This is a genomic window from Bacillus sp. FSL M8-0063 (assembly GCF_038005545.1).
Classification (GTDB): domain Bacteria; phylum Bacillota; class Bacilli; order Bacillales; family Bacillaceae_G; genus Bacillus_A; species Bacillus_A wiedmannii.
This window is the reverse complement of record NZ_JBBOTJ010000001.1, coordinates 3,507,055-3,521,846: the sequence shown is the minus strand read 5'-3', so window position 1 is coordinate 3,521,846 and position 14,792 is coordinate 3,507,055. Positions and strand designations below refer to the sequence as shown.

General features: G+C 35.7%; 14 protein-coding genes. 10 read left to right on the top strand and 4 right to left on the bottom strand.

The window, feature by feature from the left end; all coding sequences use genetic code 11:
- The first annotated feature begins 71 nt into the window (after positions 1 to 71).
- Positions 72 to 863 (top strand): inositol monophosphatase family protein, encoded by a 792-nt coding sequence (locus MKX31_RS17715; RefSeq protein WP_064474949.1) that lies wholly within the window; start codon positions 72 to 74, stop codon positions 861 to 863.
- A gap of 44 nt (positions 864 to 907) precedes the next feature.
- On the opposite strand, the gene MKX31_RS17710 is transcribed toward MKX31_RS17715, so the two are convergent.
- Positions 908 to 1,087, bottom strand: a complete 180-nt coding sequence (locus MKX31_RS17710; RefSeq protein WP_000400129.1) for a DUF5325 family protein — start codon at positions 1,085 to 1,087, stop codon at positions 908 to 910.
- 140 nt (positions 1,088 to 1,227) lie between these two features.
- On the opposite strand from MKX31_RS17710, the gene typA reads away from it, so the two are divergent.
- The 3 genes from typA (at position 1,228) to MKX31_RS17695 (ending at position 3,816) form a co-directional block, all read left to right on the top strand.
- The gene (typA, locus tag MKX31_RS17705; protein ID WP_000914755.1) at positions 1,228 to 3,072 is read left to right on the top strand and encodes a translational GTPase TypA; all 1,845 of its coding nucleotides are present in this window, start codon (positions 1,228 to 1,230) and stop codon (positions 3,070 to 3,072) included.
- Between the two features lie 154 nt (positions 3,073 to 3,226).
- The gene (locus tag MKX31_RS17700) at positions 3,227 to 3,529 is read left to right on the top strand and encodes a YlaH-like family protein (RefSeq protein WP_000893656.1); all 303 of its coding nucleotides are present in this window, start codon (positions 3,227 to 3,229) and stop codon (positions 3,527 to 3,529) included.
- A gap of 11 nt (positions 3,530 to 3,540) precedes the next feature.
- On the top strand, positions 3,541 to 3,816 hold the full coding sequence (locus tag MKX31_RS17695; RefSeq protein WP_098103099.1) for a hypothetical protein: 276 nt from the start codon (positions 3,541 to 3,543) through the stop codon (positions 3,814 to 3,816).
- A 35-nt stretch (positions 3,817 to 3,851) separates the two neighbouring features.
- Here the strand turns inward: MKX31_RS17695 and MKX31_RS17690 are convergent, their stop codons facing one another.
- Positions 3,852 to 4,052, bottom strand: a complete 201-nt coding sequence (locus tag MKX31_RS17690) for a YlaI family protein (RefSeq protein WP_001995040.1) — start codon at positions 4,050 to 4,052, stop codon at positions 3,852 to 3,854.
- A 145-nt stretch (positions 4,053 to 4,197) separates the two neighbouring features.
- On the opposite strand from MKX31_RS17690, the gene MKX31_RS17685 reads away from it, so the two are divergent.
- A complete protein-coding gene (locus tag MKX31_RS17685) occupies positions 4,198 to 4,653 on the top strand; it encodes a pyridoxamine 5'-phosphate oxidase family protein (protein WP_000024571.1) in 456 nt (151 codons plus the stop codon).
- 246 nt (positions 4,654 to 4,899) lie between these two features.
- Positions 4,900 to 6,228 carry a PhoH family protein gene (locus tag MKX31_RS17680; RefSeq protein WP_000358079.1) on the top strand — a complete coding sequence of 443 codons (1,329 nt, stop codon included), beginning with the start codon at positions 4,900 to 4,902 and terminating at the stop codon, positions 6,226 to 6,228.
- A 45-nt stretch (positions 6,229 to 6,273) separates the two neighbouring features.
- On the opposite strand, the gene MKX31_RS17675 is transcribed toward MKX31_RS17680, so the two are convergent.
- Entirely contained in the window at positions 6,274 to 6,771 is a 498-nt protein-coding gene (locus MKX31_RS17675) for a hypothetical protein (RefSeq protein WP_064474951.1), read from the bottom strand.
- A 150-nt stretch (positions 6,772 to 6,921) separates the two neighbouring features.
- Between MKX31_RS17675 and MKX31_RS17670 the strand changes: the two genes are divergently transcribed.
- The 3 genes from MKX31_RS17670 (at position 6,922) to pyc (ending at position 12,296) form a co-directional block, all read left to right on the top strand.
- Entirely contained in the window at positions 6,922 to 7,209 is a 288-nt protein-coding gene (locus MKX31_RS17670) for a YlaN family protein (protein ID WP_000135698.1), read from the top strand.
- Positions 7,210 to 7,334: 125 nt separating this feature from the next.
- Positions 7,335 to 8,516: an FtsW/RodA/SpoVE family cell cycle protein gene (locus MKX31_RS17665; RefSeq protein WP_064474952.1), complete on the top strand. Its 1,182-nt coding sequence runs from the start codon at positions 7,335 to 7,337 to the stop codon at positions 8,514 to 8,516.
- A 333-nt stretch (positions 8,517 to 8,849) separates the two neighbouring features.
- Positions 8,850 to 12,296, top strand: a complete 3,447-nt coding sequence (gene pyc / locus MKX31_RS17660; RefSeq protein ID WP_103655783.1) for a pyruvate carboxylase — start codon at positions 8,850 to 8,852, stop codon at positions 12,294 to 12,296.
- Between the two features lie 85 nt (positions 12,297 to 12,381).
- Here the strand turns inward: pyc and ctaA are convergent, their stop codons facing one another.
- A complete protein-coding gene (gene ctaA / locus MKX31_RS17655) occupies positions 12,382 to 13,317 on the bottom strand; it encodes a heme A synthase (RefSeq protein WP_098110660.1) in 936 nt (311 codons plus the stop codon).
- 497 nt (positions 13,318 to 13,814) lie between these two features.
- Here ctaA and ctaB point away from each other — a divergent pair, with 497 nt between their 5' ends.
- A complete protein-coding gene (gene ctaB / locus MKX31_RS17650; RefSeq protein WP_001015062.1) occupies positions 13,815 to 14,738 on the top strand; it encodes a protoheme IX farnesyltransferase in 924 nt (307 codons plus the stop codon).
- Positions 14,739 to 14,792: the final 54 nt, after the last annotated feature.

Genomic DNA, 14,792 nt, shown 5'->3' with positions numbered 1-14,792 from the left:
AAAATTAGTTGGTGCGAACCTTATAAAGGGTTCGTTTTTTCTGTGAACAGTATAGATCGGAGTGTTTAAACATGCAAGAAGTATGGAAAGACATCGATGCACACGCCAAACAGTGGATTCGAGATGCAGGAGAGTTTTTAATGGCATCAATGGAAAAAGCACTTATTATAGAAACGAAATCCAATGCAGCTGATTTAGTAACAAATATGGACCGAGAAATAGAACAGTTTTTAATTGGGAAAATTAAAGAAACATTCCCGAACCATAATATTTTAGGAGAAGAAGGTTATGGAGATGAGGTAACTTCTTCTGATGGGGTTGTTTGGTTAATTGATCCAATTGATGGCACGATGAACTTTGTTCATCAAAAAAGAAATTTTGCAATTTCAATTGGAATTTATGAGAACGGTATCGGAAAGGTTGGACTCATTTATGACCCAGTTCATGATGAATTATACCATGCGGTAAAGGGAGCCGGAGCATTTTGTAATGAAGTACCAATACCTTTATTGGAAGAAGGAACTGTAGAGCAAGGTATTGTAGCATTAAATGCGATATGGCTTACCGACAATCCATTGCTTAATAAGGAAAGTATGATGGCACTGGTTAAGAAAGCAAGAGGCACGAGATCATATGGCTGTGCAGCGTTAGAGATGGTATACGTTGCAACAGGAAGAATAGATGCATATGTAACGCCGAGATTATCACCATGGGATTTTGGTGGGGGACAGATAATTGTAGAGGAAGTTGGAGGCAAGGTGACAACTTTTTCTGGATCTCCGCTTTCTATCGTAGAGAAGAGCAGCGTATTAGTTGCAAAACCAGGAGTGTATGAAGAGTTGTTACGATTTATAGCGGAGTAACAAAAAAAGTAAGAGGCTGTATAAGCGCTTCTTACTTTTTGACGTTATTGCGATTTACGCATTTTTCTTTTTGTTACAAAACCGTATCCAACTGTAACAAATGTGCCGATAATGCAAATAATAATACCGATGGGACTATTTTCAGCAACCATAATGCCGATACCGATTAAGAAAATAACACCGATAATTGCAGTTAATAAAAAGCGATATTGAATGTGTTCCATTTCTTCACCCTCCAATCTCATTTTACTTTCACAAAAGTAAGAATACAACTATATTTTCATTCTTGATTTTATTTTGATTGCCATTGTATCCCCTTCGCTCTTATAATAGAGAAGGATTAAAAAGACATTAGGAGTTGGACATGTTGAAAAAACGACAAGATTTACGAAATATAGCAATTATTGCCCACGTTGACCATGGTAAAACAACACTTGTTGACCAGTTATTACGTCAAGCGGGGACGTTCCGTGCGAATGAACATATTGAAGAACGCGCAATGGACTCAAACGATCTAGAAAGAGAACGTGGTATTACAATTTTAGCGAAGAATACTGCGATTCACTATGAAGATAAAAGAATTAACATTTTAGATACACCTGGTCACGCTGACTTCGGTGGAGAAGTAGAACGTATCATGAAAATGGTTGATGGTGTTCTACTTGTTGTTGATGCATATGAAGGTTGTATGCCACAAACACGATTTGTTTTAAAGAAAGCTCTTGAGCAAAATTTAACTCCAATCGTTGTTGTAAACAAAATTGACCGTGACTTCGCTCGCCCTGATGAAGTAGTTGATGAAGTAGTTGACTTATTCATCGAACTTGGTGCAAACGAAGATCAATTAGAGTTCCCAGTTGTATTTGCATCAGCAATGAACGGAACAGCAAGCTTAGATTCAAATCCAGCAAATCAAGAAGAGAATATGAAATCATTGTTTGACACAATTATTGAACATATTCCAGCACCAGTTGATAACAGCGAAGAGCCACTTCAATTCCAAGTAGCACTTCTTGATTACAATGACTATGTTGGTCGTATCGGGGTTGGACGCGTATTCCGTGGTACAATGAAAGTAGGACAACAAGTTGCATTAATGAAAGTTGATGGAACTGTAAAACAATTCCGTGTAACGAAATTATTTGGTTACATTGGATTAAAACGTCAAGAAATTGAAGAAGCAAAAGCTGGAGATTTAGTAGCTGTTTCAGGTATGGAAGACATTAACGTAGGTGAAACGGTATGTCCGGTTGAGCATGAAGAGGCTTTACCATTATTACGTATTGATGAGCCAACACTACAAATGACATTCCTTGTAAATAACAGCCCATTTGCAGGTCGTGAAGGTAAATTCATTACATCTCGTAAAATTGAAGAGCGTCTTCGTTCACAATTAGAAACAGATGTAAGTTTACGTGTAGATAATACAGATTCTCCTGATGCGTGGATTGTATCTGGACGCGGGGAATTACATTTATCTATCCTAATTGAAAACATGCGTCGTGAAGGTTATGAACTACAAGTATCTAAGCCTGAAGTAATTATTAAAGAAGTTGATGGCGTAAGATGTGAGCCTGTAGAGCGCGTGCAAATCGATGTACCTGAAGAATACACTGGTTCTATTATGGAATCTATGGGTGCACGTAAAGGTGAAATGTTAGATATGGTGAATAACGGAAACGGTCAAGTTCGCCTTACTTTCATGGTTCCAGCACGTGGTTTAATTGGTTACACAACAGAATTCTTAACATTAACTCGTGGTTACGGTATTTTAAACCATACATTCGATTGCTACCAACCAGTACACGCTGGACAAGTTGGTGGACGTCGCCAAGGTGTTCTAGTTTCACTTGAAACAGGAAAAGCATCACAATACGGTATTATGCAAGTTGAAGACCGTGGTGTAATCTTCGTTGAACCAGGTACAGAAGTATATGCTGGTATGATTGTTGGAGAACATACTCGTGAGAATGACTTAACAGTTAACGTTGTAAAAATGAAACAACAAACTAATATTCGTTCTGCGACGAAAGATCAAACTTCAACAATGAAAAAACCACGCTTAATGACTTTAGAAGAGTCATTAGAGTACTTAAACGATGACGAGTTCTGTGAAGTAACTCCAGAATCAATTCGTCTACGTAAAAAGATTCTTGATAAGAGCGAGCGCGAAAGAGCTGCTAAGAAAAAGAAATCTGTAGAAGCGTAAAATAATAGAACAGCTACCTTTGAGGGGTGGCTGTTTTTTATTGTATTTATTTTTGGAATATTTACTCTTTTTGTGGACAGTATTTTTTTTGCAGGTTACTCTTGTATTAAGTACATAAATAAAATTTGTTTCTTGTGAGAAAGGGGGATGAATGATGTTAGAAAGAATGTCGTTTTTTGCGAAATTATGTAAAGTTGATGAAAATCCAGAACTAGGGATGTGGTTGCTATATGGCATCATTATTATATTAAGTGCACTTGTGTATAATTTAGGTTTTGCAAGAAAACTATCAATAATAAAAAATATAGTGATATATATATCGTTAGCGATTGGGTGTACAGTTTTAACTTTCTTTGCAGTTTTTTTACCTGTTGGAGAGGGCCTTGTTGTAGCGGCAATTGTACTTGGGATTTATAGGTTGCGTTTACGTCAAGCAAGACAACAAAAAGCAGGGTGAGGGGGAGTTTTATGCGTTCAGTACAAGATGCATTATATAATTGGTTAACAATTAAAACAGTTGCGGAAGCACGTCCAGATGATCGTGCTGCAAAAGAAACGTATTTGTTATTTCAAAATATGATATATGAGGAACATAAATTAAAGAATGTGGAAGTTAAAAAGAATGAAGAAATGTATTTGATTACATATGAAATGAATGGAGAAAGAAAATCTGCGAGGTTTCCATTAGAAGCTATTGATTGCTTTTTGGATCAAATGAATTGTGAACCTGAAAAATATAAATAAGTCCTTATCTATATGATTAAGGACTTATTTACATTTTACCAATCGTCTTCGACTTTTTTATCACGATATAATCGGAAATTACCACTTGCATGACGTTCCATCGTACGTTCTGCAATTCGTTCCGAACATTCCATGCACATATATGTATGAATAGGGCGGTTACGTAGTTTTTTTGCCATAGGATTTTCATCATCTAACATATCTTTTTTATCACAAATCATACATTTGACTCTCATTTCGTCACCTCAATACGAATTCTATCAGTATAAGTATATCATGGAAGGGTAATATTTTTGAATAATAGCGGGAAAAAATAATATTTTCGCAATTCGAAAAATAAGTTATGATAAGGATATAGTAAGTATATTTGGAGGTGGAAATATGGCGAATGTAGTAGATCCTACATTAACAGATGATTTAGTACAAACGTTACGTAAAGAATGTATTGTTATGGTAGCAACAACAGACTTCGAAAAACAAGTTCCTAACGTAAGTGCTATTTCTTGGGTGTATGCAGTGAGTAAAACTAGTATTCGATTTGCAGTAGATCAACGTTCACGTATTGTGGAAAATATACGGCATAGTACTGGGCTAGTATTGACTATAATGGCGAATGAATCCGTATTTTCCATAAGTGGTGCAGGTGAAATTTTGACTGATAGAATGGAAGGCATTCCTCTAAAATTAACTGTAATAGAAGTAAATGTACAAGAAGTACGTGATGTTATGTTTTATGGAGCGAAACTTGCAACTGAGCCAACGTATGAAAAAACATATGACATTCGCGCAGCGAAAAAGCTGGATAACCAAGTGTTAGTAGGAATAAAAGAATTATAAATGTGATAAATAAGAAAATAAGTTATTAACTTTTGTAATCAGTTATTGTGATTTTATGTTAATAATTATAATTAAAAGTAATATATTGAATAGAAATGAATAAAAAATAAATAAAAGGTTTAATGGCTATGAATTTCGATTCTACCTCGTTTATACGGTACATATAATTATAACAATGGTTCGTCCATATTTTATGGATGAAACCCTTGTTCTACAAATTTAAAAGTGGAGTCAGGGGGTAACAGGTTGGATAAAATTTATGTGTTAGATACGAATGTACTTTTGCAGGATCCTTTATCTATTTTTTCATTTGAAACCAATGAAGTAGTGATTCCAGCAGTTGTATTAGAAGAGGTTGATTCGAAAAAACGTTATATGGATGAAGTAGGACGAAACGCTCGTTATGTATCTAAGTTAATAGACAAATTTCGTGAAATAGGAAAGCTGCATGAAAGTATTCCGTTAGAAAACGGCGGTACATTTCGTATTGAATTAAATCATCGTTCATTTGTTCAACTACAAGATATTTTTGTAGAAAAAACGAATGATAATCGAATTTTAGCTGTAGCAAAAAATCTATCTTTAGAAGAACAAGAAAAAGAGGACGGGAAGTCTGTTATTTTAGTAAGTAAAGACGTGCTCGTAAGGGTAAAAGCTGATGCAATTGGTTTGAAGGCGGAAGATTATTTAAGTGATCGTGTAATTGAAGTAGATAATATATATTCAGGATTTTTAGAAGGGTATATATCAAAAGAGCAATTAGATTATTTTTATGAAAAAGGTGAATTGCCTTTATCCGAAATTGCAAATCACCCTTTTTATCCAAATCAGTTTGTAGTAATGAAAGATGCATTAGGGGGATCTAGTTCAGCACTTGGCATTGTGGATCATTTAGGTAAGAAGGTAAAGAAACTTATTTTTCACAATGAACAAGTATGGGGGATACGACCACGAAATGTGCAGCAAATTATGGGGTTAGAATTGTTGCTTCGTGAAGATATTCCGCTAGTAACGTTAACGGGGAAAGCTGGTACAGGAAAAACATTACTCGCGTTGGCTTCAGGACTCATGCAAACGGAAGATTTAGGACTATATAAAAAACTACTCGTTGCAAGGCCAATTGTTCCAGTCGGAAAAGATATCGGTTATTTACCAGGAGAAAAAGAAGAAAAGTTAAGACCATGGATGCAACCGATTTTTGATAATCTAGAGTACTTATTTAATACGAAAAAGCCAGGAGAGTTAGATGCTATTTTAGCTGGAATGGGTTCGATTGAAGTAGAGGCCCTTACCTATATACGTGGGAGAAGTATTCCAGATCAGTTCATTATAATTGATGAAGCACAAAATTTAACGAAGCATGAAGTGAAAACGATATTAACAAGGGTAGGAGAAAAAAGTAAAATTGTATTAATGGGAGATCCTCAGCAAATTGATCACCCGTATTTGGATGAATATAATAATGGTTTAACATATGTTGTAGAGAAGTTTAAAGAGCAACGTATTAGTGGTCATGTAAAGTTTGTTAAAGGGGAGCGGTCTAATTTAGCTCAACTAGCAGCAGATTTATTATAAAAGGAGTGAGCTGAGGCTCACTCCTTTTTCTTCTAAGTATACACTTTAAATAATTGTAAATTTACGGATGTTACGGATTGGATTTTGTCTATTAGATCCATCATTGTAATATAGATGAACAGGTCCATCCTCTTTTAATGGCTTTCCTTCTTTTGAAAAACCAAGAATAGCATTTTTGACAGTTTCTAATGGAAGTATTATTGTTTGATCTACTGTTTCAATTTCGACTTGCGTAGCGTCCTCTGAAATTTCGGCGTTAGCAAGAAATGGATGAAATGGTATACCGAACGTTCCAGTAATTAGTTGTTCTTTTTTATATTTCTTTACACTTTGTTGTATCGGTGGAAACGCAGCACCATCACGGATTTCACGATCCCAATGCTCTGAAGTGTTTTTTAAATAAGCTTCTAGTTCTGAAGTGTTTTCTCTTGTTTCATCAAAGTAAGTTGTCAAATCTACTTTTCGATCATCAAAGATCCAAACAGTTGGATCGATAGTGATTGGAAAACGAACTTTTCCATTAATAAATAAAATTTCGCTCATTGTTGTTCCCCCATTTGTGTTATACTCCCACTTTTCAGTATAATAGCATTAGACACGGTTGTCACAAAAAATGTTTCTATTGCAATTTACTAAAACTATCGCTAATATTAATAGATAGGAGAGAGTAGGACGGAAACGGAGGGAATCAATTTGGCGTCTGAGACAGTATCAAATCATCAGGAAAAGGCACTAGCCCTTCTACAAGCGGATGCGGAGAAGATTTTAAGACTTATTAAGGTGCAAATGGACAATCTTACAATGCCGCAATGTCCATTATATGAAGAAGTGTTAGACACACAAATGTTTGGACTATCCCGCGAGGTCGATTTTGCAGTTCGCCTTGGTCTTATTGCAGAAGAACAAGGGAAAGCAATGTTAGGAGAGCTTGAACGTGAGTTATCTGCACTTCATGAAGCATTTACAAACAAACAACAATAACGGGTTCAAATAGGGGGGCTCAAACTGAAATAGTTTGGGCTTTTTATTTGTATAATAAAGCAGGAAGAATCAATGTACATATGGAATACAACAATAATTAAATTGAAACAGAAAGAGGAAATGAAATGAAAAGAGTATGGAAATCAATGGATTATTCATTATTACTTCCTCTTGTTATCTTATGTGTGTTGGGAGTTATAATGGTATATAGTTCTAGTTCCATTGTCGCGATTTCGTCGAGATATAACTGGCCGGCAAATTACTTTTTTAAAAAACAATTAGTTGCTCTTGCTATTGGAACGGTAATACTAGTGATTGTTGCTGTAATTCCTTACAAATTTTGGAGGAAAAAAATAGTTCTTACAGCGATGGGATTAGGGAGTCTGGGCTTACTAACAGCAGCTTTCCTTTTCGGTAAGGTAATCAATGGTGCAAAAGGATGGATACTAGGTATACAACCAGCTGAGTTTGTAAAAATAGCAGTTATTATTACGCTAGCAAGTTTTTTTGCTAAGAAACAAGAGAGGCAAACCCCTTTTTTCCAAGGGATCATACCTCCTATATTTGTTGTCGGTGGATCGATGGTATTAATTTTATTACAAAATGACTTAGGGACCGACATATTAATAGGTGGAACAGTGTTAATTATGTTCTTCTGTTCAGGAGTTAATGTTAACTTGTGGATTAAAAGATTTTTATTAACATCTGTCTTGTGGATTCCGGCGTTGTATTTTATCGGAAACTATAAATTAAGTCTATACCAAAAAGCTCGATTTTCAGTTTTTCTTGATCCATTTAACGATCCTCAAAATGATGGATTCCAATTAGTTAATTCTTTTATTGGAATTGCCTCAGGCGGGTTAAATGGTAGAGGATTAGGGAATAGTATACAAAAGTATGGCTACTTACCAGAGCCACAAACGGATTTTATTATGGCAATTATATCTGAAGAACTAGGTTTTATAGGTGTAGCTATCATTTTAATCTGTTTATTACTTATTATCATTCGTTCGTTTAGAGTGGCACAAAAGTGTAAAAATCCATTTGGAAGTTTAATTGCAATCGGAATTGCAAGTTTAATTGGGATACAAACTTTTGTTAATGTTGGTGGTATGTCTGGGTTAATACCACTTACAGGAGTACCGTTACCGTTTATTAGTTATGGTGGTAGTTCTTTATTGGCTAATCTAATCTCAATGGGTATATTATTAAATGTTGCTAGTCATGTAAAACGACAAGAGAAACAACAAAATGAGATAATGAAAGAAAGAGAGCAAGATGGACCGCATCTTGTTGTAGTAAAATAAAAAACACATTGTACTCTAAAGTACAATGTGTTTTTTATTTTCAAGAAACATTAAATATGACGTATTAATTGATAATTATATTAAAAAATATATCACATTTGATTAAATGTGATATACAATTAAGTTGTTAGAAAAGGAAGAGGTATGCTATACTGTTTTTGTGAAACAAATTGATCAGAAAACTTATCATTTGTTAAAAAATAAGGTATGATGGATAAAAATAAAGTGAAGCTTTCTAAGTATAATATAATGTAGAAAGTGAAGAACTTCACGCTCTTTATGGTGTGTGTATATTTTATCTCTAGAGTGGTAGGAAAGTAGAGGGGGAAAATCATGACAAAGCTGCAACGTATTCAAAAAGTATTGGTAGCTAACCGTGGAGAGATTGCAATTCGTGTGTTTCGAGCTTGTTCGGAACTTGGATTAAAGACAGTTGCAATCTATTCTAAAGAGGATAGTGGTTCTTATCATCGTTATAAAGCCGATGAGTCCTATTTAGTTGGGGAAGGGAAAAAGCCAATTGATGCTTATCTAGATATTGAGGGCATTATTGAGATTGCGAAAAGTAATCATGTAGATGCAATCCACCCTGGATATGGTTTCTTGTCAGAAAATATTCAATTCGCAAAACGTTGTGAAGAAGAAGGGATTATCTTTATCGGTCCAAAGAGTAAGCATTTAGATATGTTTGGAGATAAAGTGAAAGCAAGAACACAAGCGCAGCTAGCACAAATTCCAGTTATTCCTGGTAGTGATGGGCCAGTAAATTCAATAGAAGAAGTTGGAGAATTTGCTGAAAAGTATGATTACCCGATTATTATTAAAGCTTCCCTTGGCGGTGGCGGTCGTGGTATGCGTATTGTACGTACTAGTGAAGAATTAAGAGAATCGTATAATCGAGCGAAGTCAGAAGCGAAAGCAGCCTTTGGTAATGATGAAGTATACGTTGAAAAATTCGTTGAAAAACCTAAACATATAGAAGTTCAAATTTTAGCAGATGAAGAGGGCAATGTTGTTCATTTATACGAGCGTGACTGTTCTGTACAACGTCGTCACCAAAAAGTGGTAGAAATCGCACCTAGTGTGTCGCTTTCAGATGATTTGCGTCAGCGTATTTGTGATGCTGCTGTGAAATTAACGAAAAATGTAAATTATTTAAACGCAGGAACAGTAGAATTTCTTGTAAAAGGTGATGAGTTTTACTTTATTGAAGTAAATCCGCGTGTTCAAGTTGAACATACAATTACAGAAATGATCACAGGGGTAGATATCGTTCAATCGCAAATTTTAATAGCTGATGGACATGCATTACATAGTAAAATGGTAGGTGTTCCGAAGCAAGAGGAAGTAGTTGTTCATGGATTTGCGATCCAATCTCGTGTAACGACTGAGGACCCACTAAATAATTTCATGCCGGATACAGGGAAAATTATGGCATACCGATCAGGCGGTGGTTTCGGTGTTCGTCTTGATACAGGTAATAGTTTCCAAGGTGCTGTTATTACACCGTACTATGATTCTTTACTTGTAAAAGTTACAACATGGGCACTTACTTTTGAACAAGCTGCTGCGAAAATGGAACGTAACTTAAAAGAATTCCGTATTCGTGGTATTAAAACAAATATTCCATTCCTAGAGAATGTAGTAAAACATAAAAACTTCTTATCAGGAGAATATGACACTTCATTTATTGATGCGTCACCTGAACTATTCCTGTTCCCGAAACGTAAAGACCGCGGAACGAAAATGTTAAATTACATTGGGACAGTAACAGTAAATGGCTTCCCAGGAGTAGGAAAAAAAGAGAAACCAATTTTCCCAGATGCTCGTATACCGAATGTATTACACTCAGAGCCGGTTCAAAATGGAACGAAACAAATTTTGGATGAGCGTGGAGCAGACGGATTAGTAAAATGGGTACAAGATCAAAAGCGTGTACTTTTAACGGATACAACATTCCGTGATGCGCATCAGTCATTACTTGCGACACGTATTCGTACAAAAGATTTACATCAAATTGCAGAGCCGACAGCGAGAATGTTACCGAACCTATTCTCAGCGGAAATGTGGGGCGGTGCAACGTTTGATGTTGCATATCGTTTCTTAAAGGAAGATCCATGGGAACGATTACTAGATCTTCGTGAAAAAATGCCAAACGTTTTATTCCAAATGTTACTTCGTTCTTCAAACGCAGTTGGTTACAAAAACTATCCAGATAATTTAATTCAAAAGTTTGTGGAATGTTCTGCTCAAGCTGGAATTGATGTGTTCCGTATTTTTGATAGCTTAAACTGGGTAGAAGGTATGAGAGTTGCGATTGATGCTGTACGAGATACTGGTAAAATTGCAGAAGCAACAATGTGCTACACAGGAGATATTCATGATCCGTTACGTAGTAAATATGATTTAAATTACTATAAAAACTTAGCAAAAGAGTTAGAAGCATCAGGAGCACATATATTAGGAATTAAAGATATGGCAGGCTTATTAAAACCTAATGCGGCATATGATTTAGTTTCTGCATTAAAAGAGACGGTATCGATTCCGATTCACTTGCATACACACGATACGAGTGGAAATGGTATATTAACGTATACAAAGGCAATTGAAGCAGGTGTTGATATTGTCGATGTAGCAGTAAGTTCTATGGCTGGTCAAACGTCACAACCAAGCGCAAACACGCTATACTACGCTTTAGGTGGAAACGAAAGACAGCCAGACGTTAACGTAGATTCATTAGAAAAACTATCTCATTACTGGGAAGATGTACGTAAATACTACGCACCGTTTGAAAGTGGTATGAATGCTCCTCATACAGAGGTATATATGCACGAAATGCCAGGCGGACAGTATAGTAATCTACAACAACAAGCGAAGGCGGTTGGTTTAGGAGATCGCTTCGATGAAGTGAAAGTAATGTACCGCCGTGTGAATGACATGTTTGGCGATATTGTAAAAGTAACACCATCATCTAAAGTTGTCGGTGATATGGCATTATTTATGGTTCAAAATCACTTAACAGAACAAGATGTTTTAGAGCGTGGGCATTCTATGGACTTCCCAGGATCTGTTGTTGAAATGTTCTCAGGAGATTTAGGACAACCGTATGGTGGTTTCCCGAAAAAGTTACAAGAAATTATTTTAAAAGGGAAAGAGCCATTAACAGTAAGGCCGGGTGAATTATTAGAGCCAGTAGATTTCGACTCGTTAAAAGAAGAGCTATTCCATAAGCTTGGACGCGAAGTGACGATTTTTGATGTCGTTGCATATGCATTATATCCAAAAGTATTTATGGATTACGAAAAAGTTGCTGAGCTTTATGGAAGTGTATCTGTACTTGATACACCGACATTCTTCTATGGTATGAGACTTGGTGAAGAAATCAATGTGGAAATCGAACAAGGAAAAACATTGATGGTTAAACTAGTATCAATCGGAGAGCCTCAGCCAGATGGAAATCGTATTCTTTACTTGGAGTTTAACGGTCAACCACGTGAGATTGTCGTGAAAGACGAAAGTGTGAAAGCAACAGTGGCACAACGTGTGAAAGGAAACCGTGAAAATCCAAACCACATTAGTGCAACAATGCCAGGAACGGTTATTAAAGTAGTTGTAAAAGAAGGCGATGAAGTGAAAAAAGGCGATTCTATGGCAATTACAGAAGCGATGAAAATGGAAACGACAGTTCAAGCGCCGTTCAATGGTAAAGTGAAAAAAGTATATGTTAACGATGGAGATGCAATTCAAACGGGTGACTTACTCATTGAATTAGATCACTAAAATAGAAAAGAGCTGTGTAAATGCAGCTCTTTTTCTTTATCGCAAAAAATACCTTGCCAATTCGGCAAGGTATTTTAATTTAAATTTATTTTGTTTGTTGAGAAGTTGATTCAGCTTCTTTTGCATTCGCTTTACTTCTTGTACCTAACATAACTAAATAGCATAGTACAGCAAACAAGCAAGAAATGAATAGTGAATGTAATAATGCCATTACTAAATTAGCATTTGTAAATACGACTAAAATTCCCACGATAGCTTGAAGTGTAACAAGGATAAATGAAATGATCCATCCCCAGTATACGACAGGCTGCTGCTTGTAATGGCGAATAGCGAGAATCATCGCGTATAGTATCCAAGCGAAAATTAACATCGCTGCAACTCTATGTCCCATTTGAACCCATTCATGTAGTTGAGTTGGCATAGGTCTATTTTTGCTACATAAAGGAAAGTCTGGACAGGCTAAGCTAGCTCGTTCGTGACGTACTAAAGCACCTGTGTAGACGACAATATAACTGTAAATTGTTACACCATAAATATGAAATTTCATTTTTTTGTCCATAATAAGTGAACGTGCATCAAATTTCTGGTCAATTTCAAAGATAAGACACGTTAATAAAATGACAGAAGCAAATGAAATTAAGGAAATACCGAAATGGATAGCGAGTACAGCTGGCATTTGTCCCCAAACAACTGCTGCCGCTCCCATTAATGCTTGTGCAACTAAAAATACGAAGGATAAAATTGCTAACGTTTTTGTTTCGCGCACATGTTTATAATATTTCCAGGACAAAATACAAAGGAGTGTGACAAGAATTCCTGCTGATCCTGATGTAAGGCGGTGACTTAGTTCAATAATAGTTTCCATTGATAAATTAGATGGAACAAATTCACCGTTACAAAGTGGCCATGATTTACCGCACCCTTGGCCAGAACCTGTTTTTGTAACTAAGGCGCCTCCTAGTAAAACTATTAATAAATCAAGACTCGTAATGACTGCTAACCATTTAATAAAGCGTTGCAATCTATTTCACCATCTTTCTGCTATGAAGTTATTGCGAAATATTTTCATTCCATTATGTACAGAATAAAACGCGCTAGTTCCTATGATATATAAAAAATAATAAAATAGCAAAGAAATGGTGGGCGCAGACAGGGGAGAGAAAATGGGTGTGGAAATAGGATGTATAAGGGAATTTTTAGGTGAAAAACAGGCTATTTTGAAAAGAAATGGGGAGAATACGTGTTAAATATGACAAAAAAAGTTTATGATAGAAGGTAACATCATGTTATGATAAGGACAAGTAAGAATTAAGTTTTTATATTCGACACAAAAAGTTCATGTTTTCTTCACAAAATGTTCGGGAAATATGATTTAATATATTGGAGTATGGGCGTAGATTAGTAGTAGAATGGATTAACAATATTTCTACTGTAATAATATTGCTATATAGAAGCGAAATATTTCATTCGAAATAGGCGCAAAAAGAAAGATGAAAGTTTTAAGAGGGGGTTAAAGTGATGAACCATGCAACAAGTGAGCTGCATGATGAGTCAGCTGTTACAAGTGTACCGGAAACAACTCGGCTACAAGATTTATCAGCGCTCGTTAAAATGGGGATTGTAAACTCAAATACACTTACTGTATTTACAGGATTTTGGTTGGCATTACATTTTAATGGATTAAGTGTGATGGACAATCTGGATAAGTTATTCTTTACAATCGTTGGTTCAGGATTAATTATGGCGGGGGTATGTTGTTTAAATAATTACATTGATCGAGACATCGACCCGTTAATGGAAAGAACAAAAACCCGTCCAACGGTTACTGGGAAGTATAAACCGGGATTTGCACTTACATTTGGACTAGTTATATTACTTCTTGGATTTGTATTTTTATTATTAACAACACCAATGGCAGTATTAATGGGATTTATTGGTGCTTTCACATATGTTGTCTTATATACGTTATGGACAAAGAGAAAGTATACACTAAATACTGTTGTAGGTAGTATATCTGGAGCAGTTCCACCTTTAATTGGATGGGCAGCAATCGATCCATCTTTAGGCCATCCAATTGCTTGGATGTTATTTTTAATTATGTTTATTTGGCAAATCCCACATTTTCTCGCATTAGCGATGAAACGTGTTGATGAATATCGAAATGCAGGAATTCCAATGCTTCCTGTAGTTCATGGATTTGAAATTACGAAACGCCAAATTATGATTTGGACAGTATGTTTATTACCACTACCATTTTATATGAGTGGACTAGGGATAACATTTATGGTAATTGCAACATTGTTAAACATCGGATGGATCGTTTTAGGATTTTATGGCTTCCGTAAGCAAGATGACATCAAATGGTCCGTACAAATGTTTGTTTATTCCCTAAATTATTTAACAATCTTATTTGTATCAATGATTGTAGTTACATTCTTCTAAGACAACGACATAATTGGATTTCTTTACGTTGAGATTTACTTTACTTAACTATAA